This is a genomic window from Undibacterium sp. WLHG33, from assembly GCF_049544815.1.
Taxonomy (GTDB): domain Bacteria; phylum Pseudomonadota; class Gammaproteobacteria; order Burkholderiales; family Burkholderiaceae_D; genus Undibacterium.
Window position 1 is genome coordinate 3,614,344 of record NZ_CP186697.1, and the last position, 22,460, is coordinate 3,636,803.

The 22,460-nt window shown below is 46.6% G+C and carries 20 protein-coding genes and 1 pseudogene; 14 read left to right on the forward strand and 7 right to left on the reverse strand.

Annotated elements, in window-relative coordinates; translation table 11 throughout:
* Positions 1–72: 72 nt before the first annotated feature.
* The 8 genes from ACOTSW_RS16315 (at position 73) to ACOTSW_RS16350 (ending at position 10,630) form a co-directional block, all read left to right on the forward strand.
* Positions 73–1,518 carry an O-antigen ligase family protein gene (locus tag ACOTSW_RS16315; RefSeq protein WP_423680140.1) on the forward strand — a complete coding sequence of 482 codons (1,446 nt, stop codon included), beginning with the start codon at positions 73–75 and terminating at the stop codon, positions 1,516–1,518.
* Positions 1,519–1,724: 206 nt separating this feature from the next.
* On the forward strand, positions 1,725–3,665 hold the full coding sequence (locus ACOTSW_RS16320; RefSeq protein ID WP_423680141.1) for a bifunctional diguanylate cyclase/phosphodiesterase: 1,941 nt from the start codon (positions 1,725–1,727) through the stop codon (positions 3,663–3,665).
* A 47-nt stretch (positions 3,666–3,712) separates the two neighbouring features.
* Entirely contained in the window at positions 3,713–4,780 is a 1,068-nt protein-coding gene (locus tag ACOTSW_RS16325) for an MraY family glycosyltransferase (RefSeq protein ID WP_423680142.1), read from the forward strand.
* A gap of 8 nt (positions 4,781–4,788) precedes the next feature.
* Positions 4,789–6,177, forward strand: a complete 1,389-nt coding sequence (locus tag ACOTSW_RS16330; protein WP_423680143.1) for an outer membrane beta-barrel protein — start codon at positions 4,789–4,791, stop codon at positions 6,175–6,177.
* Between the two features lie 74 nt (positions 6,178–6,251).
* Positions 6,252–6,842, forward strand: a complete 591-nt coding sequence (locus tag ACOTSW_RS16335; RefSeq protein WP_423680144.1) for a polysaccharide biosynthesis/export family protein — start codon at positions 6,252–6,254, stop codon at positions 6,840–6,842.
* Between the two features lie 58 nt (positions 6,843–6,900).
* Positions 6,901–9,150 (forward strand): GumC family protein, encoded by a 2,250-nt coding sequence (locus tag ACOTSW_RS16340; protein WP_423680145.1) that lies wholly within the window; start codon positions 6,901–6,903, stop codon positions 9,148–9,150.
* A 36-nt stretch (positions 9,151–9,186) separates the two neighbouring features.
* The gene (locus ACOTSW_RS16345; RefSeq protein ID WP_423680146.1) at positions 9,187–9,960 is read left to right on the forward strand and encodes a tyrosine-protein phosphatase; all 774 of its coding nucleotides are present in this window, start codon (positions 9,187–9,189) and stop codon (positions 9,958–9,960) included.
* A 34-nt stretch (positions 9,961–9,994) separates the two neighbouring features.
* Positions 9,995–10,630: a hypothetical protein gene (locus tag ACOTSW_RS16350; RefSeq protein WP_423680147.1), complete on the forward strand. Its 636-nt coding sequence runs from the start codon at positions 9,995–9,997 to the stop codon at positions 10,628–10,630.
* 57 nt (positions 10,631–10,687) lie between these two features.
* Here ACOTSW_RS16350 and ACOTSW_RS16355 read toward each other — a convergent pair whose 3' ends face one another.
* Positions 10,688–11,419: a transglutaminase-like cysteine peptidase gene (locus tag ACOTSW_RS16355; protein WP_423680148.1), complete on the reverse strand. Its 732-nt coding sequence runs from the start codon at positions 11,417–11,419 to the stop codon at positions 10,688–10,690.
* A 193-nt stretch (positions 11,420–11,612) separates the two neighbouring features.
* On the opposite strand from ACOTSW_RS16355, the gene ACOTSW_RS16360 reads away from it, so the two are divergent.
* Positions 11,613–12,869: a hypothetical protein gene (locus ACOTSW_RS16360; protein ID WP_423680149.1), complete on the forward strand. Its 1,257-nt coding sequence runs from the start codon at positions 11,613–11,615 to the stop codon at positions 12,867–12,869.
* 78 nt (positions 12,870–12,947) lie between these two features.
* Positions 12,948–13,097, forward strand: a complete 150-nt coding sequence (locus tag ACOTSW_RS16365) for a hypothetical protein (protein ID WP_423682381.1) — start codon at positions 12,948–12,950, stop codon at positions 13,095–13,097.
* 78 nt (positions 13,098–13,175) lie between these two features.
* Here the strand turns inward: ACOTSW_RS16365 and ACOTSW_RS16370 are convergent, their stop codons facing one another.
* Positions 13,176–13,316, reverse strand: a complete 141-nt coding sequence (locus tag ACOTSW_RS16370) for a hypothetical protein (RefSeq protein WP_423680150.1) — start codon at positions 13,314–13,316, stop codon at positions 13,176–13,178.
* 336 nt (positions 13,317–13,652) lie between these two features.
* Here ACOTSW_RS16370 and ACOTSW_RS16375 point away from each other — a divergent pair, with 336 nt between their 5' ends.
* Positions 13,653–15,494 carry a DEAD/DEAH box helicase gene (locus tag ACOTSW_RS16375; RefSeq protein WP_423680151.1) on the forward strand — a complete coding sequence of 614 codons (1,842 nt, stop codon included), beginning with the start codon at positions 13,653–13,655 and terminating at the stop codon, positions 15,492–15,494.
* A 47-nt stretch (positions 15,495–15,541) separates the two neighbouring features.
* On the opposite strand, the gene ACOTSW_RS16380 is transcribed toward ACOTSW_RS16375, so the two are convergent.
* Positions 15,542–15,796 (reverse strand): hypothetical protein, encoded by a 255-nt coding sequence (locus ACOTSW_RS16380; protein WP_423680152.1) that lies wholly within the window; start codon positions 15,794–15,796, stop codon positions 15,542–15,544.
* A 2-nt stretch (positions 15,797–15,798) separates the two neighbouring features.
* On the opposite strand from ACOTSW_RS16380, the gene ACOTSW_RS16385 reads away from it, so the two are divergent.
* The 3 genes from ACOTSW_RS16385 (at position 15,799) to ACOTSW_RS16395 (ending at position 18,946) form a co-directional block, all read left to right on the forward strand.
* Positions 15,799–17,424: an ATP-binding domain-containing protein gene (locus ACOTSW_RS16385; protein ID WP_423680153.1), complete on the forward strand. Its 1,626-nt coding sequence runs from the start codon at positions 15,799–15,801 to the stop codon at positions 17,422–17,424.
* A 79-nt stretch (positions 17,425–17,503) separates the two neighbouring features.
* A complete protein-coding gene (locus tag ACOTSW_RS16390) occupies positions 17,504–18,085 on the forward strand; it encodes a hypothetical protein (RefSeq protein ID WP_423680154.1) in 582 nt (193 codons plus the stop codon).
* 588 nt (positions 18,086–18,673) lie between these two features.
* Positions 18,674–18,946: a hypothetical protein gene (locus ACOTSW_RS16395; RefSeq protein WP_423680155.1), complete on the forward strand. Its 273-nt coding sequence runs from the start codon at positions 18,674–18,676 to the stop codon at positions 18,944–18,946.
* A gap of 15 nt (positions 18,947–18,961) precedes the next feature.
* Here ACOTSW_RS16395 and ACOTSW_RS16400 read toward each other — a convergent pair whose 3' ends face one another.
* The 4 genes and pseudogenes from ACOTSW_RS16400 to ACOTSW_RS16415 all read right to left on the reverse strand — a co-directional run.
* Positions 18,962–19,546, reverse strand: a complete 585-nt coding sequence (locus ACOTSW_RS16400; protein WP_423680156.1) for a hypothetical protein — start codon at positions 19,544–19,546, stop codon at positions 18,962–18,964.
* Between the two features lie 95 nt (positions 19,547–19,641).
* Positions 19,642–19,839 carry a hypothetical protein gene (locus ACOTSW_RS16405; RefSeq protein ID WP_423682354.1) on the reverse strand — a complete coding sequence of 66 codons (198 nt, stop codon included), beginning with the start codon at positions 19,837–19,839 and terminating at the stop codon, positions 19,642–19,644.
* Positions 19,840–20,026: 187 nt separating this feature from the next.
* On the reverse strand, positions 20,027–22,183 hold the full coding sequence (locus tag ACOTSW_RS16410) for a tyrosine-type recombinase/integrase (protein ID WP_423680157.1): 2,157 nt from the start codon (positions 22,181–22,183) through the stop codon (positions 20,027–20,029).
* Positions 22,184–22,276: 93 nt separating this feature from the next.
* Positions 22,277–22,423: pseudogene (locus tag ACOTSW_RS16415) on the reverse strand (type I restriction enzyme endonuclease domain-containing protein); the annotation flags it as partial.
* Positions 22,424–22,460: the final 37 nt, after the last annotated feature.

Below are 22,460 nucleotides of genomic sequence, written 5' to 3' on the forward strand. Positions count from 1 at the left end.
GGACCGGGTTTTACTAAAAAAGGTAGCGCTGCTACCTTTTTTTGTTCTTGAAATATTATCAAAAAGTTACGAATGAAATTGAGCACTTCAGCAGACAACGCCGATCACAGCGAGATTGCCGACAGAAGAGTCTTTGTCGCCTTACTTGCTCTATTGGTGTACGCACCTTTGCCGCTGGCCAGTAACCGTACCTGGGCAATTGCCATACTAGTGCTGGGCGTGACATTGATTTTCTGCTGGGGTATGTTTCACTGGTTAAGGCAGTGGGACTGGCTGTGCAAACGGCTGGCAACATTTGCCTTGCCAATCGGCCTGTTTTTTGTATTTGTGCTGATCTCCGTCCTACAAGTCTTGCCCTTGCCGGATGCGCTGGTTGCGAGTTTCTCACCGGAAGCCTACCGGGTCCAGAGCCTGGCTGGTCTGCAGGGGGCGATGCATTTATCGCTGGACGTTTATCAGAGTCGCATCATGCTGGCCTTGACCTGCTCGTATTTCATGGTGTTCATGATGTGCATCCTGATGGTCAGGGATAGCGAACGTATCAATACCCTGGCGACAACCCTGGTCTGGAGCGGACTGTTTCAGGCCATGCTGGGCATTATTCTGTTTTCTTTCGGCGCCCATTACAGAATCTTCTTTAATGAGATTTTGCATGAAAACGTCATCGGTACCTTCGTCAATCGCAATCACTTTGCCGGCTATATGGAGATGACGCTGGCGCTGGGCATCGGTTTGATGATTGCCAAGCTGGGTAATCATCGTGCGAGTAACCCAGGGTGGAAACTGAAAATTGTGGCTGCGCTGAATTTTATGATGAGCAGCAAAATGCGCTTCAGGCTGATGCTGGTTGTTATGGTAATTGCGCTGGTGTTAACACGCTCCAGAATGGGTAATACGGCCTTTTTCAGCGCCATGCTGGTGGTAGGCATACTGACCGTACTGATTTCCCGCAAAAACGCGCCGGCAACTGCCGCATTGATTCTGAGTCTGGTCATTGTTGACGTGTTTGTGATCGGTACCTGGGTCGGGCTGGAAAAAGTGGTCAGCCGGATTCATGAAACCCAGCTGGTGGCAAGTGATGTGCACACCGAAGAGACGATAGAAGAGCGTACTTTACCGGCCAAGTACAGCCTGAACCTGATCCGGGATTTCCCGTTGTTTGGCACCGGCGGCGGTAGCTACTATGACGCTTTCATTCGTTATCGCAGCTCCGAAATGACGGCATTTTTCGATCATGCCCATAACGACTATGCAGAGATCACAGCCGATATGGGGTTAATCGCTACGGCCAGTATGTTGTTGCTCAGTCTGAGCTGTCTGTTCGTTGCCATTAAGACTATTTACACGCGCCGTTCCAGTATGGCGAGAGGTGTGGCATTTGGCTCGGCCATGGGCATTGTTGCGATCGCCATACATAGTTGGGTTGATTTTAATTTGCAAATTCCCGCAAATGCACTAACTTTTGTAGTTGTCATCAGCCTTTCATGGTTGGCCTATAAATTACCTTCCAGAGCTTAAGGAGTATCAATCGGGGGATACCTTCTGCATAAAAAGCATGCAGAGGGTCTGATTTTATAAGATAATTGTAAAAAATTAGTAAATTCTGTAATTCAAGTAATTAGTTGTAACCGACGATATAGCTAGAAAGACAGATTTACTTTTTTTTTCGCAAACAATATTGTTTTTATAATAACTTAGTTCCGTTTTGCAACCCTGGTGACACCATGACTTTGAGAAGACAGCTTCTGATCGCAATTTCCATTATTTTTGCAGTCGTATTTTTCGGCTTGCAAACCCTGTCGGTGCTGTCGACCAAAGACTTCCTGAAACAGCAGCTGGCCTCCCATGCGCAGGATGCTGCCACCAGCCTTTCCAAATCGCTCGAAGATGCACTATCCAAACAGGATCTGGTGCTGGCAGAGATTCAGATTTCATCGATGTTCGATCGTGGTTATTTTCAGAAAATCATGGTGATTTCGCCGCGTGGCGAAACCCTGATCAGCAAAGAAATGCCGGTTGCCATCGAAAATGTGCCCAGTTTATTTTCGCATGCTCTGCCGCTCGATACGCCGCCAGGCGAAGCGCTGATTTCTTCGGGATGGCGTCAGTTAGGCAAACTGGTGGTGGTCAGTCAGCCTACTTTTGCGTATCAGTATCTGTGGGCCAGTTTCAAGAACGCGATGTGGTGGATGATCTCGATGTACCTGATCTCAATTGTGCTGACGATTCTATTGCTGCGCCTGATTCTGAATCCCCTGCTGCAAATCGAAAATGCTGCACTGGAAATTCGCAACAAACGCTTCACCAGGATCGAAGTGCTGCCTTCTGCACGTGAACTGCGCCGGGTGGTCACTGCAATGAATGCGATGTCCGGCAAAATTTCCGAGATACTTGATGCTGAAGTTGCCAAAGCCGAAGACTATCGCAAGCAAGCCTATACCGACAAGGTAACCGGTCTCGATAACCGCCAGGGCTTTGATCTGCGTTTCAATCATTTATTGGACGAAAAGAATTTTTCCGAAGCGGTTATTTTTGTACTTGAGATCGATGGCCTGAAAGAGTTCAACAATGCGCGCGGCTATCGCTCTGGTGATGCCGTATTGGCCACCATTACCAGGCAGGTTGAGGAAAGTTTCGGCAGTCATATCAGCATCTCCGGTCGTATTGGCGGCGCAGCATTCGCGTTTGTACTGCTCGAAAAAGATCTGGGCTGGGTACAGACCAGTCTGATTGAGCTCAGTAGCAGTTTGCAGGATTACTTCCAGCTGAACGATATTCACAAGCTGATGAGTTTCTGCATAGGCGGCAGCGAATTTACTCCGGATAAGATCCGCCCCGAGATTTTTACCAAAGCGGATATGGCCATTGAAACTGCGCGTCAAAGTGCAGCCAGAGAACCCGTCCTGTTTAAAACCAGCGACACCTCCGTGGTAGAGGGTTCCGGCGCCTGGCGCTCGCTGATCGTTGATGCGCTGGCCGAAAATCGCTGGGCCTTGTTTGTGCAATCTGTTGTTTCTTTGGCAGACGGTAAACTGTTTCAGCATGAAATATTTTCACGTCTGGTCGATAAGGATGGCAAATATGTGCCGGCTGGCAAATTCATGCCGATGGCCCTGCGTCATCAGTTGATGGAAGACATCGATAAGGCGGTGATCAGTGCGACGCTCGATATGCTGGCCGCCGCAGGCAATAAATATAAGGAAGTGGCAATCAATATCTCTGTGCAGTCAATTGCCAATCCGGAGTTTATTGAATGGCTGACAGACAAACTGAAGCATGCAAGGGACCTTGGTCGCATGCTCAGCTTCGAGCTCAGCGAAATGGGATGCGCCCGTGATATTGATGTCACCAGCGATTTCGTCAATGTGTTGCGACAGCACCACGTCAAATTTGGTATTGACCATTTTGGGCTGGATTCGCACTCTCTGGAAGTTTTGCGTGAAGTACCGCCGGATTACATCAAACTCGACGGCGGCCTGGTGAAAGGCATTCTGGACAACCCGGTTGCTCATGATCACCTGCGTTCCATCATCAGGCTGGCGGCTTCGCTGGAGATTCCTGTGATTGCTCAGAATGTGGAATCGCAGGAACTGAAAATGCAGTTGTTTGAAGACAGTGTGAATTATGGCCAGGGATATTTCCTTGGTGAGCCAGAAAAAGCATAGAGAGAACCAGGAAGAAAAAAATGATTCTTGATATTGCTCTAATAAATGTGAGATACTTATTCGCGGTTGTGGTTGTGTTTTTTGCAACCATAGCTGCATTAAAGAGCCTTAAGCCGTTCGCGCAGGCCTTATCGTTGCAGGATATCCCCAGGGGGAGAAAGCAACATAAGGAGCCCACGCCGGTGATTGGCGGAATAGGTGTGGTTTTTGCTTTTATCGCTGTCGTGTTCGGATTCCGGTACGCTTCAGCATTGCATCCCTCGTTTTGGGTTGCCGCTTTATTCCTGTTTATCGTTGGCGTACTGGACGATATGCGGGAATTCAGTTCCAAGATTAAATTCATTGCCCAGGCAATGGCGGCTTTGCTGATGATGTTCTGGGGACATGTCAGGCTGGTCGACCTGGGTAATTTGTTTGGATATGGCGATGTCGCGCTGGGGCCATGGGGCGTGGTCATTACGATCATCGGTGTGATGGGTGTGGTCAATGCCTTTAACATGATTGATGGCATTGACGGACTGTGCGGCACGCAATCGATTGTCCCGCTGCTGGTTTTTGCTGTCGTTTCAATGGTGGAAGGTAATACGGCATTAGCCGGCGTGCTGGTGATACTGATCGTTGCGATTATCGGGTTTCTGTCGTTGAATTTGCGAACTCGCGACGGTAGGCACGCAGTCGTATTTTTAGGTGATGCCGGTAGTCTGTTTCTGGGATTTGTGATTGCATGGATATCGATTCAGGTCAGCGACAGTACAAACAGAATCGTTAAACCGGCTGCAGTGTTATGGTTTTTGGCGATTCCTCTGTGTGATACCGTTGCCGTCATGTTGCGCCGCATACTGCACAAACAGAGCCCGTTTAAAGCAGACAGAACGCATATTCATCACGTATTGCAGGATTTAGGTTTTGACGTACCCGTTATTGTAAAAATATTATTTTTTGCTTCGTTGAGTTTTGCAGTGTTTGGTATGGTGGCCATTTTGATGATGCATATACCGGATTCCATACTGTTTTGTTTATTTTTATTATTGTTTATTACGTATTACTTTGTGAAACATGTAATGTTTGTGTCATTGCACAAAAAATCGCTTAAAGTAATAAAGACTATTTATTGAGGTTAATCATGGAAAAAAAATTCGGTTCATTAGCAAAATGCTCGACGCTCGGTTTGCTGGTAGTTGCCAGCCAAATGGTGAACGCACAAGTTGCAGAACCAGTTAAATCCGAGACCTCAGAAAACAAGCCGGTAACCAACCAGGTGAACGAAACCCCGGTTAACACCACATCCTCGCTGAACAGCTCGAATGTGTTGAGCAATACCACCAGCCTGTCGCAACAGGCATTTACACCGAGTTATGAACTGAGCGGCGGCCGGCTCGGAACCGGCGAAGCCGGCTTAATGACCGTACCGGCAAAAGGTGCACCAATTGTTTATGGTGGATTGTACGTGTATCTGGACGCTGGCTTGTATGCTGGCCGTAACGATAACGTTACCGGTTCGACCAGTAACTCTATTTCCAGTGCGCTGTACAGCCTGCAGCCAGAAATCATTGGCGAACTGAAAAACCACGGCGACCGTTACACCATCAGCTATCTGGGCGATTACACCCGTTATCAGGACAGCTCTGCCGATAATTTCAACCACCATGATTTCAAAGTGGCTGGCGACAATATTTTTGATGCACGCACTCGTTTCGGCTGGCTGGTCGATTACGTTAAAAGCACCGATCCACGCGGTTCCACTGACCGTGCTTTGACTGCAACACCAGATGAATGGCATGCACCAACTGTGGCCGGTATCTTCGCTTATGGTGCAAAAGATGCACAAGGCCGGGTTGAGGTCGATGGCTCTGTACAGCACAAACGTTACGACAATAACGAAACCGCTACACTCGGTTCGAATGTTAACCTGTCCACCGTATCTGCACGTTTCTTTTATCGTGTAGCGCCAAAAACTTCGTTGCTGATCGAAGGCAAACAGATCAAGGCTGATTACGTTACCGATATCTCTTCCAACAGCAATACCGACCGTCGTCTGATGGTGGGTGCTACCTGGACAGCGACTGCAGCGACGACTGGTATTTTTAAGGTGGGTTATGCCAAGAAAAATTTTGATTCGAATTTGCGTTCGGATTATAGCGGCGTCGCATGGGAAGGGCAGATCCGTTGGAGTCCGCTGACCTATAGCACTCTTGACTTGGTTACTTCGAAAATCCCGTCCGATTCAACAGGTATCGGCGACTATGTGGTTAATACTAACTACAACGCTACCTGGACCCATAAATGGACCAGTTTCATGGCATCCAGAGTTAATCTGGGTCTGGTTAAATCGGATTATGCCAATGGTGGTCGCCAGGACGATCTGCACAATGCAGGTATCGGTTTAACTTACGACCTGCGCCGCTGGTTGCGCCTGTCTGCACAGATCAATCGCACCAATCGTAGCTCCAATATTCCTGGCTTTGATTTCACCCGAAATGTGTTTATTATTGGCGTAGAAAGCACGTTATAATCCAATAATTGTATTTTTTATATCTGGCCAGTAGTCCCAGTGTGGGATGCTGGCTGTATATATTGAGAATCTCTATGAAATTTCGATCTGTAATCGGTTTTTTAAGCTGTCTGCTTTTGTCGTTTGCCGTACAAGCTCAGTCAACATTTACTTCAGACCCTGTACCGCAACAAGGCAATGCTCCCGGAAGTAGTTCGGCATACTCTTCTTACCGGTTGGGTGCTGGCGATGTCGTCAATATCCGCGTGTTTGGTGAAGATGATTTAAGCAAGGAAAAAATCCGTTTGACAGATGCAGGCACCGTCCCTTACCCGGTTTTGGGTGAATTGCGGGTGCTTGGAATGACTGTTGGCGACTTGGAACGCTTAATTACAGAGGGTTTAAAAGGACGCTATCTGGTTAACCCCAGAGTATCAGTTCAAATCGATGAATATCGCCCGTTTTATGTGAATGGTATGGTGGAAAAACCAGGTGGTTATCCTTACCAGCCAGGCCTGACAGTGCGAAAAGCAGCTTCATTAGCTGGTGGTTTCAAAGAGCGTGCATCGTCATCCAAGATGTACGTGATTCGCGAAGGTGACAAAGCTCAGAAACCTGTCAAAGTTGATTTGAATACGGTTATAGGTCCTGGCGATATTCTAACAATTGAAGAGAGTTTTTTTTAAAAACCGAAGCGACTATCACTCTCTTTTTTATTAATTACCTTATTAAGTGCGGCCTTAAATGGACACATCAGTTATTCCGGCAAATTCAAGCATTGATCCACAAGTTTCAAAAGAACTCCATGAACAGGAAGTGAAACTGGACTTTGTAGAATATTGGAAAAGTATATCTAAGAGGAAATGGGCAATTCTTGCCTTTGCTTTCGCTGTTGCTATAGTGACAATGGCGATTGTTTTTGTTATGACTCCGGTTTACAACTCTACAGTAACGTTGTTAATTGATACGTCAAAACCCAAAGTTGTTCAGATAGATGAGGTATATAGCAATTTCTCCGATAACAGAGACTATTTTTTGACTCAAGTAGAAATTATTAAGTCTCCAGATATCGCGCTAAAAACAATTTCAAAATTGAAATTATGGGAAGTTCCCGAATTTGATCCAAGAGTGAGTGAGAGTGGCCTTCTGTCTCAGATTTTAGTTTCCATTGGGTATACCGAGGCGAAGCCTAAAATATGGGACGATGAGTTGTTAGCACGCGCAGTTTTGAGTAAATTTCGAAAACAATTAAAGGTAGAACCAATCAGGCTCAGTTTATTGGTAAAAATTAGTTTTGAATCGACCGATAAAGTGTTAGCAGCTAAAGTAGCTAACACATTGGCTAACACTTTTGTCGATTCTGATCTGGATGTTAGATTTCAAATGACGCAACGCGCGAGTACTTGGTTACAAGAACGAATGAGTGCCGTCAAAGAAAAATTAGACTCATCGGAAAGAAATCTGCAAGCTTATCGTGATCAAGCCGGTATTGTTGATGTTAAAAGTGCAGCTCAAAGTGGTGCTGGTAAGCAAATCGAGGAAGTGACTCAGCGTTTAGTCGAAACTCGGCTTCGTAGAGCGGAAGCTGAAAATGCTTATAATCAGATTAAGAATGCACCAAAAGGTTCAGATCTTTCATCGTTGCCCGCCGTGGTGCGTAATTCTGTAGTAGGAGATGCCATTAAGGCGCAAAGTGAAGCTGAGCGCAAACTTTCTGAGGTGGCACAACGTTATGGACATGAGCATCCGAAGTATGTTCAGGCTGAAGGTGAGGTAAAAACTGCTCGGGAAAACGTACGTCGTCAAGTGGACACAGTTGTACAAAGTGTTACTCGCGAGTATGAGGTGGCTCGCGGTACGGAACGTATGTTGGAAGCGACTTTGAACCAGGCCAAAGGTTCTGTTCAAAATATCAATAAAAAAGAATTTCAGTTGAATATTCTTGAACGGGAAGTTGATGCAAATAAACAAATTTATGATTTATTTTTAAAACGTGCGAAAGAAACAAACATCTCAGCAGATTTGCAAAATCCTGTTGGGCGAATTGTGGATATTGCAAAAGTTGGTAATGTTCCAATCAAGCCACAAAAAATTCAAATAATTACAGTAGCATTTTTCTTAGGAGTTTTCGCCGCTGTAGCCGCTTCGTTATTAATCGACTTGCTCGATAATACTTTAAAGAGCACGACTGACGTTGAGACAAAATTAAAGCACCCGTTAATTACGACATTGCCATTACTCGATAGAAAAGAAGCTGATCGTACGTCGTCTGCTCATATTTTCATTGATGACCCGCGTTCGATCTATTCAGAAGCGATTCGAACCGCCCGGACCAGTATTTTGTTATCGGCCATCGATCTCGATAACAAGATTGTGCTGGTGACTTCGAGCGTGCCTGGTGAAGGTAAAACAACGTTCTCGATCAACCTGGCAGTTGCGCATTCGCATACCAAGAAAACCCTGCTGATCGATGCCGATATGCGTCGTCCTGCCGTTGCTAAAGGTCTGGACCTGGAACCAAATGCAAAAGGCCTGTCAGATTTGGTCGCCGGTACAGCAAGTTTGGCAGAATGTGCTAAAAAGGTAGATGGCACAGATCTGCATGTAATTTCAGCGGGTACTTCGGTATTGCAACCTTTGGAATTGATTTTGTCTCATCGTTTCAAAGACACCATAGACTTTTTGTCGAAAGAATATGAAATCATTATTATCGATTCGCCTCCTGTGGAATTGGTGAGTGATGCACTGGTATTGTCAAAAATGGCAACCGGGGTTGTGTATGTAGTAAAAGCGCTTGACACGCCTTATCAACTGGCGAAAAAAGGCCTGATGCGCTTGCGTCGTTCTGAAGGTAAGATTCTTGGTGTGGTGCTAAATCACCTGGACTTCAAAAAGGCGGAGAAGTATTACGGCGAATATTCTGGTTATGGCAAGTATGGCTATGACAAGTATGGCTATGGCGAAGGCTATGGCGCCAAGGTTGAAAAAGCCTGAACCATTTTTGGCTTTGATTTTAAGTAGTGATCCATCATGATTGATTTACATTGCCATTTTTTACCAGGTGTGGACGATGGGCCGGAAGAGGCTGACGAGGCCTTGGTTCTGGCCGCAACTGCCGTAAAGAATGGCATTCGTGTAGCAGCGCTGACGCCGCATGTTCATCCGCGGCGTTACCCTAACACCAAAACCAGCCTGTTAAAGACGTTCGTAAAATTTCAGCACTTGTTGAAAGTTAACGACATCCCGCTCAAGCTGTTTCTGGCCGGGGAAGTTCGTCTGTCTATCGAGTCGCTCGCGTTGTTTGAGCAGGATGAAGTGCCATTTCTGGGTGAAGTCGACGGCTATAAGATCGTGCTGCTCGAATTCCCACATGAAGCCATTCCAGTAGGTAGTCAGCAATTTGTCTCCAAACTGCTTAGCATGAAGGTAAGGCCACTGATCGCCCATCCCGAGCGTAACAAATATGTGATGGATGACCCGGATAGGATTCGTCCTTACGTCGATATGGGTTGCTGGTTGCAGATTACGGCCGGCTCCATCTATGGAGCTTTTGGCAAGCAGGCGAAAAAAGTGGCGACTCAGTTGCTGGAACAGGAAATGGGCTGGATTATTGCAACCGATGCTCACAATGCCAATCATCGCCCTCCAGATCTGGCTAAAGGCCGTGATGCCGTGGCCGATATTCTCGGTAACCGTCTTGCGAAACGAATGGTTTTGGACAGGCCTGCAAAAATTCTGGGAATCGACCCGGAAACACTGATGCCTCTGGCATCGGCTTCGAGCATTCCAGCAAGCATTCAGTAATTAACGATAACGACGAATTAACTCACTGCGGTTCATGCCCAAAATTACAATCAGACAAATCGGCACGGCCGGAATGCTGGCAACAGTCAGTGTGCTTGCGGCGATTAACGCTGTTTATATGATGGATGTCGGCCGAGCAGATGCGATTAATCTGAAAGCACGAGACACCTTAATTGGCGTCAAAAGCCAGGGTGGGAAAATTGACCAACAAAGCTGGCAGAATTTATTCGATCAGTTTAATGAGGTAGCGAGTATTGCGCCCGGCTCACCACAATTGCATGAAGACCTGGCTTACATGTACGCGATTCGAAGCTCGGTGAAAACGACAACATCAGAATCTGCCGCCTCAGCTCAGCAAGTTCATGCAAATCTGGAAAAAGCAGAGGCGGAATACAAAACCAGTATCCGCTTGCGTCCAATGGCTTCTGCTGCCTGGGCTAATCTGGCTTTGGCATCATTCTTGTTGCAAAGAGATGATAGCGCCATTGCTACTCAAATTGATCGGGCACTGGACCTTGGGGCAAACGATGCGGTGACGCTGATTCCTTTGTTTTTCATCATGACGCACGGCGGTAATCAGCGCTTTGCATCCCAGCAAAGCAGATTAATGGAAGCCTTCCGCGGTTTGAGAAATGCTGCGCGCCAGGATGTATTGAAAGCCATGCACTGACTACACCCGGAAGCCGCCTACATGTGCTTGGCATGGTTGCGTAGGACGCCAGATTTTTTACATCCTGCTTTCTTTATCCATTTTTTCAATGACGCCGCGCCACAGACGGACTGTGGTTGCCCCGCCTTTGCGTGTAGCACCATTCGGTAGCCATAAGTCATCATCGTTAAAACTGTAAACAGGTATCAGATCTTTTCTTTGAGAGGCGGGTTTTATTTCAGGGATTAAATTATCGAGGATCCACGGATCAGCGTCTGGGGTGGGGTAGTAGGCAAGAACCATATGGGTTTCACCAATATTGATTGCTCGAACGTAAGTAATTCTGAGTCGATCAACCGGAATGCCAAGTTCTTTCAAGGTCATGTATTTGGCAATGGCGTAGTCTTCGCAATCTCCGCCAAACGAGGCGACAAATTCGACAGGCGTCGCCCAATAGTCATCTACTCCCCAATGTTCAAGATCCGAGAAGTACGGCACCTGATTATAAAAATCATTGGTTTTACGTATGAATGGAAACTCAATATTGCCGTTTGTCGACTTTTGAACGTTGCTGATGAAATTTGGGCCGCCGGCCGTTTTCATTTCCCGTACCGTGGTCTGCATGATTTTCAGGCGACCAGGCGCTTCCCAGCCAAATTTTTTGGCGACGTAGTCGAATAAATTATTAGAAAAACCGACTAGATCTGCAAATGCTGACCCCACGAACAGACACGCAAAGATGAAATAACAGACTGCGACTAATTTTCTTCTGACGATAAAATTCCGAGAAATTTCTTTTAAATGACCCATGCTGTGCATACCAAAAAAAGATATTTAATCCTGCACTGCAGCATAACTTGCAATCAGCTGAGTAATTTTGTGTGCGGGTGAAAAATAAATACGAATTATTAATTATTTGATAAAAAAAATAATTGTTGATGAGATATTCTACTAAAACTTCAGAGAAATACCTGAAATTTCAAATTCTCACGGAAATTATTCAATGCAAAGCATACGCCTTAAAAATATTAAATTAACAATAAAACCATTGAATTCTTCCCTCTCATTGTTATTTGCTATATTTATAGTAGCTTTAATTAGCCCAAGTGAGACTTATGCAGGTGATATGTCACTTATTCGACTAAGCGAATTTTGTGAAAAAGAAAGTAATGACAATTCATGTATGCAGAATGCGATCAATTATGCCAGCAGAAATACCGAAAGCTTTGGTTTAATTATTGCTGATAAAAAGCGTGCATACAATATCTCGAAGACCATAATTATTTGCAACTCTTCTGATGGTGTATTTGATGGAGCGGGTGCTGCATTTAATTGGGTAGGTCCCCCAAACATACCAATGTTCTTAGTGATTAACGGTCGCCATATGAGATTTGAAAATTTCAATATTTTCTCTAGTCCTAAAGGAATCCTACACCCACTCCAAGCTGGAATGGAATTTACTAGCGACCTTACTAATAAATCAGGGTGTGAAGGCCAGGTGATTCCATCCTCTAAGAACTCGATTGATCATGTACGCATGGAGGGGAGGGAATTGAATGGATTGATTTACGGTATAAGGTTTACAAATAGATTCGGTGATGATGCAAATAATGATATGTCAACTATATTTGATGTGACTCTGAATAACATCACTAACGCCGGAATTTCTATTGAACATACCCAATCACACCAGCATCGTTTGATTTCGGTGAATGGCTACGGTGCTCCCGGAAATAACGGATGTTTTGTCGATGCTAAAACTGGATTTATTTCAGTTGTGGGCGGCTTTCAAGGAGGGTGGGGTGATGCTAACTTCTGTTTTGATGGGGCCTATGGACCATTTAGCGTTGTAGATTCTAACAGCGAGGGAAGTAGTCGGCTTCTTGAAATAGGAAAAAACAAAGATTTAACTGGTTTTCCAATGAATGTATCAATCCAAGGTGGGAGATTTGCTGTAAACAATTTAAACAAAGATGGTAGTTTTATTAATATAAACCGACTGGGCAGTTTTTTGCTAAAAGGCATTACTATCGATGGCGTATCAACAACTGGAAATTTCCCAAAAATTACAGTTATGCCAGGAAGCCGAAAACAAGAAAAACGAATTTCTAGCGTAGTAGTAGAAGGGTTATCATTTTATGTAATAGGAGCAAAAGTAGATCATCTCTTTAACTTAAGTGATGCGGTAGACGTTAGCGTAAGAAATAACGTTTGTTTCGACGATACACTGAAATACGTAACTGCTTGCCCAGTTAAATGAATTGTAAATTAATGGAGCCTGTAAATAAATTTGTGTAAATGTCCACGGTCTATTAACCTCTCGAGCGAGGAATTACCGATGGACATTTTAATGGATAGAGAAAAACTGAAAGCTTTGGCAAAGGACCTGATGCACCGGTATAACTGGATACGGCCACATCAGTTCAATCAAGGACTGGCACCGGCCGTCACTGAAGAAAAACTTAACGTAGTGTCCGGGATGGGTTGACCACTACACCAAAATTTCAGTGTCAGATGAACAAAATTCAGATTTAAGTGAATTTCGACATTTGTTCTACTACCGAAGTCAGGAAATTTTGTGATCAGTTTTATTCAAAACTGAATCGGTGACGCCACAGAGAAGTCTCCAAACAGCAATTAAAGGCGAAAAAAAACCGCGAGGAGTTTCTTTTGCCGCAGAAATAAAACCATCCCAAAATTCTTTCATTTTGCTATCTCCCTTATCGCCAGGTAGCTAGATTAAATTACTCACCGAACGATAAATACAATATCTGCGCAGAATACGGCCTTTTTCAGCATTTTCATAAGTCACCGAATATATCATCTGTAATACACTCCATACTATTAAATACTTTTCTTTATAAGACGGCGAAATGCTATCAAACGGAAATGCTCGATACGTCACATGCAATAAATTGACATATTAAATGCGAACAAAAATGTCTTTCCATTCTTGATACACACTTGTTCGAATAACATTTCCAAAAAGTGTTAATTTTATAATTACACGTGTAATATGGTCTGTCTGAATGAAAGCTTTTTTATGGCAACTCTTATTCCTGCGATAGGTTCATGTTCCTCCAGAATGACACCAGGCGAACGACGATTTGCGTTCCGGCTTGAAGAAAAATTGGAGGCTGATTACCTGTGCTGGTATGACGTCTCCATTGGGGAAAAAACCAAACACCCAGATTTTATCGTCTTTCATCCTAGTCGCGGATTGTTAGTGCTAGAAATAAAAGACTGGAAACTCGATACCATACAGAGTATCGATAAACAAAATGCCAGCATCCTCACCAGTCAAGGACTAAAGCATGTTTTGAATCCGCTAGTGCAAGCTCGTCAATACATGCTTGCAGTCACAAACCTATTAGAACGAGACCCACAGCTAATATGGCCAAGTGGATCGTTAAAAGGGAAAATTGCTTTTCCATACGGACACGGTGTTGTATTGACCAATATCAGTCGCAAGCAATTCGACAGTACCGATATCTGCGAAGTCGTTCCGCCCCATCTTGTCATTTGTCAGGATGAAATGACAGAGAGCGTTGATGCTGAGACATTTCAAAATCGCCTTTGGGAAATGTTTCCAATCAAATTCACCAGAAAACTCTCGCTACCTCAAATTGACCGTATTCGTTGGCACATGTTTCCAGAGATCCGAATCGACGCCCAGCAAGATATGTTTGAAGTTACGGGGCAAAAGATGACTGAGATTCCTGACTTATTACAAGTGATGGATCTGCAGCAGGAGCAGTTGGCTCGCAGCCTTGGCGAAGGTCATCGGGTCATACATGGAGTAGCAGGATCAGGAAAAACAATGATATTAGGCTATCGAGCAGAACACCTTGCGAAACTATGTCAACGTCCGATTTTGGTTCTTTGCTATAACAAGACCTTAGCTACAAAACTTGGCAGCACTATTAGGCTAAAAGGATTACAGCACAAGGTTAGCGTGGTTAACTTCCACGCTTGGTGCGTTCGCCAACTGAATGCGTATCACGTTGGAACACCACCTCAGAACGAAAACAAAACCGACTTTTTTGAAGCATGCGTTGAAAGGCTCATAAAATCGGTCGACAATAAACTCATCCCGTCCGCGCAATATGATGCGGTATTAATCGATGAGGGTCATGATTTCAAGCCTGAGTGGTTCAAGCTGATTGTACAAATGATTCACCCAGAGTCGAATTCCTTACTTGTGCTCTACGATGATGCTCAATCAATTTACTCTAAAAAGAAAAAACTACGATTTTCTTTCTCAAGCGTTGGTGTGCAGGCTAAGGGGCGGACCACCATACTTAAGCTAAATTATAGAAATACAGCTGAAATTTTATCTGTGGCACGGGCATTTGCAGATGACTTACTATCGGAAAATGATGCAGAAGACGATCAAGCTCCCACGCTTCTACCAATGAGCACGGGGCGCAGGGGGCCAAAGCCGTTGTTGATCAAACTTCCATCGTTAATTGAAGAAGCAGACTATCTTGCAGAGAGGTTGATTGAAGCGAACAAAACAGGAACTGCATGGAACGATATTGCCATTATTTGCAGGCACTATTACATCGGTAACATGCTCATAGATAGGTTGAAGCGAAGAAATATTCCATATGAGTCACAAATGGGTAGAAGTAACCCGTTTAATCCCGAGAAAAACAGCGTAAAGCTGATCACAATGCATAGTAGTAAGGGACTTGAATTTCCGATGGTTTGTATTCCTGGACTTGGATCAGGCACTTTTTCTGAGGAAGATTTACAAGACGAGGCGCGCTTAATTTACGTTGCAATGACTAGGGCGACGCATGAGTTAATCATGACGCATGGTGAGTCTACTGTATTCATTGAGAAAATGCAGAAAGCCATGCAAACGCTGCAATACGTATAAAGACATTGGTTGACCACTGCATAAAAAACGATAATTAAATGTCTGATTCATTTTGATTGGTGAAAAAAAAACAATAGGTGTTTGCAGATGGACAGGCAATTTATTGACCACGCTGCTCGACCGAGATTGAATGCGAGCACAGTGGCGTTGATGCCATGAGCATCGCCTGCGATAGGGCGGCTGGCATTTAGCTGCTGACCACCTTGCACTTCAAGTTGTTTTTTCTCCAGCGTGCAATCGATAGTTGCAATCGGTAAGTGAATATGTTGATAATGGAAAATATTGCATTTTTTATTCAGCATTCATGGCCGACCTCACTCCCAGTAATCTCCCTCCCCTACGCACCGACGCCGGACGTTACCGCGAGTTAGAAGTGCTGGAGCGTCTGCGCGACTACATGCCGGCAGGATTCGAAGTCTTTCACGGCGTCGAGCTCCACTCGGTTCACGATGACCGAGACAGTTATGGCGAGATCGACCTGATCGTACTAGCGCCAGATGGCTGCCTGCTACTACTGGAAATCAAGGCCGGTCCCGTGCTCCTGCGCGATGGCGAGATCTTTAAGATCTACGCCGATGGCATCAGCGATGTGGCGCGCCAAGGCAAGTACCAGCGTAGTGCAATCCTGCATCGCTTGCGTGAAGCCAAGCTCGAAACACCATTGCTGTGCTGCTTGGTGCTACCCGATTACGATCTGGGTGACAGCCAGGTGGTGTCTATTCCGCGTGAGCGCATCATCGACGCGCCCCGCTATCCGGAGATGGTGTCGACCGTGTGTAGCTGGCTGGGAGCGGTACACAGCCAGGTCGACCGTCCTGCATTGCGCCGCCTGCTGCTCAACCAGTTCCGCGCAGTCCCGGCAGTCGATGTGCTGCGTGATCAGTTGCAGGGAACCGTGCGGCGCTTGGCCGATGGCCTTGCTACTTGGGTGCCACGCATTGGTTCGCCGTCAGGCGCCTTTCGTATTCAGGCTACGGCTGGTTCGGGCAAGACCCAGCTCGCTCTGCAACTGCTGGAGAACACTGCCGCGGCTGGCAAACATGCCAGTTACGTTTGCTACAACCGTAGCCTGGCCGACCATGTCCGCCACATCGCCACAGCGCGCGTGGAAGTGCTCAACTATCACGAACTGTGCGTCGACCATTACCGCCGCACTAATGGAGAGCCAGTCTTCAACGCGGAGGGATTCCAGGCCGTGACTCAGGCCTACCTCGACGCCAGCTCTAACTTTGCGCCTTCTCTCGACCTGCTGATCATCGATGAGGCCCAAGACTTCGACGCAGACTGGGTGGCAAGCCTGTGCAGCCGCCTTAAGCCAGGCGGACAACTGTATGTACTAGAAGACCGCGACCAGCGCCTCTACCAGCAGCGCGAATTCGAGATTGGCGACGCCGTCACCATCGATTGCCGCGACAATTTCCGCAGCCCCCGCATGATCTGCGACCTGATCAATGCACTAGCGCTGGTCAGTCCGCCCGTTCGGAGCATGAATCCGTACAAAGGCCATGTGCCCGGCATCCAGACTTATAGCTCGGACGAGCAACTGGTGGACGCTACGATCGCCGCAGTGCAAAACCTGCTGGGACGTGGATTTTCCCTGCAGGATATCGTCGTCGTGAGCGGACGCGGACGCGAAAAGTCAGTTATGACCAGGAAGACGACGCTGGGTCCTTACTCCATTAGGCATTTCACCGGCGAATACGACAGTAATGGCGAGCCGTGCTGGAGCTCGGGAAATCTGCTGGTCGAATCCGTGTATCGGTACAAAGGACAGAGTGTGCCCGCGGTCGTCATCACGGAGTTCGATTTCGCCGAGCTTGACGACACGGCGCGGCGCAAGCTGTTTGTTGCGCTAACGCGGGCACAAATGGCGGCAGAGTTGGTGTTATCAGTCACGGCAGAGCGATGTCTGGTGGCTGAACTTTCTTAATAAAATCAAGGTGTTGTCAGAGTGTAAGAAATGACAATCCCGTCAAGTCTCAGAACAATTCAATCATGGGAGTTTTAATTTGAAACTTTACAGAGCCGTCGCGCGTCAACTTTACGAAGAAGGCAAAATAATCCGGCGCAATCCAGGAAGGCGTTTACCCAGTAATATCCCCTATCTCGTCGATAATCTGCTGGAGTTCGCCCGGCCATCGGACAAGCCATCGCGCCGCCACTCAGTCTACGCCAGCCCAACACCGCAGCTTGCCTTGCAATATGCTGTGGCTGGCGGAGCGGACCGAGCAGCTTATCTTGTCTGCGAGTTGCGGTGCAAAGCACCACCGGCGATCATGCAATTGACGAGCCAGGACGCGAAACTGCACACCGATGTCCTTCATCTGCAGCAGTTCGTCAACGATCGGGTGCGCGACATGAGCATGTCGTCGATCGAGGACAAGCTCAACCTGGCGCCACTTTGTTTGCCGGGCGTATTAAAGGAAGAATTGCTGGCCGCGATGGAAAAGTCGCCCTTTTTACATTCGCTGGTCACCGACGCGGCTGAGACAGTGACTTTCTGGAATCCAGCGCCGCAAGATGTCAGCCCCGACGGTGAGTTGTTTTTCGAGCTTACCGACGACAACTATTTTACTCAACACCCAGTCTGAAGGTTGTGAGAGAAAGATGCGGCGCATTCATAAGTGAAGCGGTAAATTGACTCGGAAGGGTGAGGGATTTGGCGAGATCCCCGCCCTGACTTACGACAACTCTTTGTCTGCAAGTTGTGTGAGTAGTGTTTCAACATCGACTGGCTCGGAAAAATCTCCATCCGTCAGAAGAAGAACTTCCAGGAGCAGTTCGGGATCGAAACCATCCGCCTGATGGCTGATATTGTCAACGAGTTCTTCCTAAATATTGATCAGTGGAATCAGAGTTTTCATGTTTTGTTCCCGAGCTCGTTTCTCTGCGCTACGCAAGCGAAACGAGAGATGAGTGGCGTTAGAAATTTAATGAGCAACGACAGTAAAGCTGGATAGGCCATCTAACGCCGAATCAATTTATAGACAGTTTATTAATGTGGGCTCTAAATTGGTTTCGTACTAATTTGGGGGGGGCAGGTCAGCATCACGCCGATACAGAAATTGGCCTTGGCCGCATAGTCTCTACTTTTAGCGCCTGCTAAAAATGGGGGGGTACCGTGCGGCAATACCTCGATGTAGTACGGACAGGGTGGTCGTGCTGAATGAGGCGAAGTCGTGCATTATCACCATGCTAGTGAAGCGCAAAGACTAAATTTTCAGCAACACTCATACATTTTTTGTGTTCGTGGTAAAGTATTTGCACGGAATGCGTCAATATTTGTAGGAGATTTTGAGATGAAACGCGTTATTCAACAAATCCTGATTGCTGCGAAAGAAACACCACGAGGTATGTTTGCTCCTATCATTGGTGCTTACAAGGGTATCAAACAAGAATATAAATTGCTGGCAGAGCTTGAGGCGAAAAAAAAATCATCACACTCGATTTAGTAAGCATTTTTTGAATCAATTTAGCTTTATTTTCATTTCTGGGCGTTGATCCAGAGAGCCAATTTTCCACGAATAATCACCTAAAAGACCGAAGAATTTTGGTTGGCTGGTAGTATTGTGAGAAATCACAGTCGCATTTCTTGGAAGACTGACTTCCAATGTCCCATCTATCTTAATCCCAAGTTTGGATAATTCCTGTACATCTTTTGTGGTTAGCTTTGGAGAAGAAATAGTGATGATCCCATCGTTTGCATAAGTGACAGAGAAGAAATCCATCATTTTTAGGTTTTCACCGGCTTTTTTCTTCGCTGAGAGTTTTAACTGATAGCGACCATGTCCTAGATAGTCAGCCGACTGGACCGTTTGATTACTCTTCATCTTGTCAACGTCTGCCTTTAGCATTTCCTCATCCTTTGCTCGCAGAGAACCAGTCCGCCTTTCTTCTGCAGCAGCTAAGGCCTGCATTACCGTTCCCTCGTAGCTAAACGTGTAATTTCCATTCTTGTCAAACTCGGCCTTTGCCTTGAACGATTCTGGAATCAAGCAAGCTGATAGAAGTACGACGCAGGTGGTTACAGTTGCCAATAATTTCTTAGACAAAACATTCCCCTGATTTATAAAATAATAACAATAGCGATGATTATAATTTAATATTTTCTATTTTGACATCCTCCCCTCCCTGAAGGAAGGGACTCCTACGGCGCTACGCAGTAATTTGCGCAGTCGCTTCGGTGGGTTCCTGCTTCATCGAGCTGCCCGACTGCAGCGGCGTGATTTTCGTAACCGCAATCGATGCACAAGAATTTCGCTTGTGTTTGCCGATTGTCTTTCGATACATGAACGCAGCACGGGTAAGTGCGACTGGTATTGTGTGCCGGCACGGCCAGAAGCATGCCGCCGTTCCACGTCACCTCGTAGTCGAGTTGCCTCCTGAACTCTCTCCAGCCTTGGTCGAGAATGGCACAATTCAGGCCGGACTTCTGTTTCACGCATATTGAGGAACGCACGGCACTGGTACTGCGCCCGTGAAATCCCTGCTCAAACGGCTTTCAGCGTTGCAGCAGGGGAGAGTTGATCAGATCATTTATTTTTGACCGTTTCAGAAAACTGGTTGAATGCCTTGAATTTGTTATCCCGCTCCGTCGTCACGTAGATCGTCGTGGTGTCGATCGATGCATGACCGAATTGATCCTGGATAATCTGGACAGGAACCCCATTGGCAATCGCATGAGAACCACAGGTATGGCGTAACCAGTGTGTACTGGCTCGGTGCATGTGCCTTGCGTCTTCCTTCGATTCTTTCGCCATACAGTACGCAGCCTCAACAAAGAACGCTTTGAGGATATCGAAAATCCTGCGCGATGAAAGTGTGCGTTCCGGCTTTCTCAATTCGGTCGATTTCTCTCCATTTTCACCCGTTTCGTACAAAGTGAAGCCGGGCACCACATCGATTAAAGGGGTTTCCGGTGGCACGTCTTGATACGAAGTCATTCCACGATGAGCAAGATAGGTGTTCAATTCTTGAATAACGTTGTGACTCAAAGCGACATCACGCGGTTTAGATCCTTTGCCGATGACGTGGAGTTGATAGCCCATCTCTGACGAACCAGACAGAGGAAAACTCTGGATGTCCCCAGCCCGGGCGACCGCCATTTCTGACAGCCGCATGCCCGTTTCATACGCTAATGTCAACATGAAACGTAGCCTGAAATATCGGCTATTTTTTTCGTATGTCTCAAGGTGCTGGATTAAGAAATCCCATTGTTGCTGTGTGAATGACCTGGTTGCATCCGACTTAAACACGCCAAACTTGCTGGCCTTTACCGTCTCAAAGGGATTGCTGTCAAGGTAGCGTTGACGCACCAGTGTTTCGCACAGCATTTTGACGATCGTGATTGCCTGTTTCTGCGATGCGACGGAGAGCACGCCTGTCTTTTCGACGGAGAGATCCGGAGGCATGCCATCGAATTGTTTCAGAATTTTAGAGGGCAGGGCTTTCTTCGCGCGCACCGGATTCTCAAACGGACGCCACAGCGGGCTCCAGCGGACGGTATGTCGCTTTCCAAGCCAGTCCTGTTGTGGAATACAGTATTTGCTTGACCATGCTTCGGGTGTGAGTCGGCCCAGGTCGTTTAAGAAGCTTTTATACGCGATGCAATCGTCAGCCATCAGAGAGGAGAGGGCTTTGCCGCGTTCTAAGACAGACCACAGCAGAAATCGTTCGGCTTCTTTTCTGTAATTGCGGTAGGTGTTGGCATTGTCTTCGACGAGTTTGAGCCAGGACTGAATCGCATCATAGTCATTATTGACGCCGCTCCGGTTGCGTTCTGCACGGTTTTCCCCGACGCTGCCATCCAAAAAAGGGTTGGGCTGGAAATACTCCAATGGCACTATGCCAAACTCTTTACGGCGACTGGCTTCCATCGCTGCGACATCGAGGTCACGGTGCTTGACCATGGCGAATGTACTGACCGATTGTCCTAGATCTTTTTCATACAGCTGCAGCCATTTCACCAAGCGAGCCGCGGTCACTTCACCGACCTGATTCAAGTTCCGGTACCAGAGGCGTCCCTTCAGGTTAATCGTATTCAAGAGGTCCCCCACGGTATCAATCTGCGCGGCGATCAGCCGCTGCGCCACTGCCGGAATAATCCAGGCACCGACCGGATCATTGAGGTGCGGGGCAATCGCTACTTTGGCTTCCAGCCAGTTCAATGCTTCATTCTGCTTTTTTAAGAGGCTCGCTTTTCTTTTTTGGCGTGGATCCGGCTGGACATCACCATATTCTTCTTCGAATAGCTCGATCAAATCCGCTTCGGAATACATCTCGTATGGATCGCGTTCTTCACGATACGCCTCCAGAGAGGGAACTTCGACAGTCGAGACTGGCTTTAATTGCTCTGGTTCAATATTAATAATGCGGGCATACGCGAATTTACCGTGCCGCTTCGCGATAACAGACAGATCCTTTCGAATCCATTGCAATGTGGTGACAATTTCTTTACTCGATATCCTGGTCGTGGTGGCATTTTCTAAATAACGCTTGGCCATCTCATATTGATCGAGGCCTTCAAGGTAAGCACGGAAAAAGGCGAAATGATGCCGGCCAGCGCGCTGCAGTATCCGGTCAATAGGCGAATGGTTCTGGGACTCAGACCGGCCTGGGGCAAGTCGCTGTATGTTATCCGGATCGGTGGGCACGGCATCGTTTTCCTGATGATGGAGGTTTTGACTCATGGCGGCATTATTTCTTTGATTATTGTCGCAACGCGATTCTCACTGCAATAAATGCCCGCCTCTTTTATGTCCTTGTGAATGCGCGGACTAATGTTAACTCCATTCAGCACTTAGACTTTCCGCCTGTTGCAAGACAGTTTGAATGGCGTCTTCTTGTTGATCCGGCGAATATTTGTATTTCCGCAAAATACGCTTCATCATCAGCCGCAATTTTGCCCGGACACTTTTACGCTGCGACCAAAAGGCACGAGCCAAAGACGTAAATCATTTATCGCCA

Excerpts from the sequence above, each read along its gene's own strand:
- ACOTSW_RS16350 (WP_423680147.1), top strand. The coding sequence starts at position 9,995 with ATGCCCAAAATTACAATCAGACAAATCGGCACGGCCGGAATGCTGGCA.
- ACOTSW_RS16370 (WP_423680150.1), bottom strand. The coding sequence starts at position 13,316 with ATGAAAGAATTTTGGGATGGTTTTATTTCTGCGGCAAAAGAAACTCCT.
- ACOTSW_RS16365 (WP_423682381.1), top strand. The coding sequence starts at position 12,948 with ATGGACATTTTAATGGATAGAGAAAAACTGAAAGCTTTGGCAAAGGAC.
- ACOTSW_RS16345 (WP_423680146.1), top strand. The coding sequence starts at position 9,187 with ATGATTGATTTACATTGCCATTTTTTACCAGGTGTGGACGATGGGCCG.
- ACOTSW_RS16340 (WP_423680145.1), top strand. The coding sequence starts at position 6,901 with ATGGACACATCAGTTATTCCGGCAAATTCAAGCATTGATCCACAAGTT.
- ACOTSW_RS16410 (WP_423680157.1), bottom strand. The coding sequence starts at position 22,183 with ATGAGTCAAAACCTCCATCATCAGGAAAACGATGCCGTGCCCACCGAT.
- ACOTSW_RS16320 (WP_423680141.1), top strand. The coding sequence starts at position 1,725 with ATGACTTTGAGAAGACAGCTTCTGATCGCAATTTCCATTATTTTTGCA.
- ACOTSW_RS16380 (WP_423680152.1), bottom strand. The coding sequence starts at position 15,796 with ATGCTGAATAAAAAATGCAATATTTTCCATTATCAACATATTCACTTA.
- ACOTSW_RS16405 (WP_423682354.1), bottom strand. The coding sequence starts at position 19,839 with ATGCTTCTGGCCGTGCCGGCACACAATACCAGTCGCACTTACCCGTGC.
- ACOTSW_RS16330 (WP_423680143.1), top strand. The coding sequence starts at position 4,789 with ATGGAAAAAAAATTCGGTTCATTAGCAAAATGCTCGACGCTCGGTTTG.
- ACOTSW_RS16315 (WP_423680140.1), top strand. The coding sequence starts at position 73 with ATGAAATTGAGCACTTCAGCAGACAACGCCGATCACAGCGAGATTGCC.
- ACOTSW_RS16355 (WP_423680148.1), bottom strand. The coding sequence starts at position 11,419 with ATGGGTCATTTAAAAGAAATTTCTCGGAATTTTATCGTCAGAAGAAAA.
- ACOTSW_RS16360 (WP_423680149.1), top strand. The coding sequence starts at position 11,613 with ATGCAAAGCATACGCCTTAAAAATATTAAATTAACAATAAAACCATTG.
- ACOTSW_RS16385 (WP_423680153.1), top strand. The coding sequence starts at position 15,799 with ATGGCCGACCTCACTCCCAGTAATCTCCCTCCCCTACGCACCGACGCC.
- ACOTSW_RS16375 (WP_423680151.1), top strand. The coding sequence starts at position 13,653 with ATGGCAACTCTTATTCCTGCGATAGGTTCATGTTCCTCCAGAATGACA.
- ACOTSW_RS16335 (WP_423680144.1), top strand. The coding sequence starts at position 6,252 with ATGAAATTTCGATCTGTAATCGGTTTTTTAAGCTGTCTGCTTTTGTCG.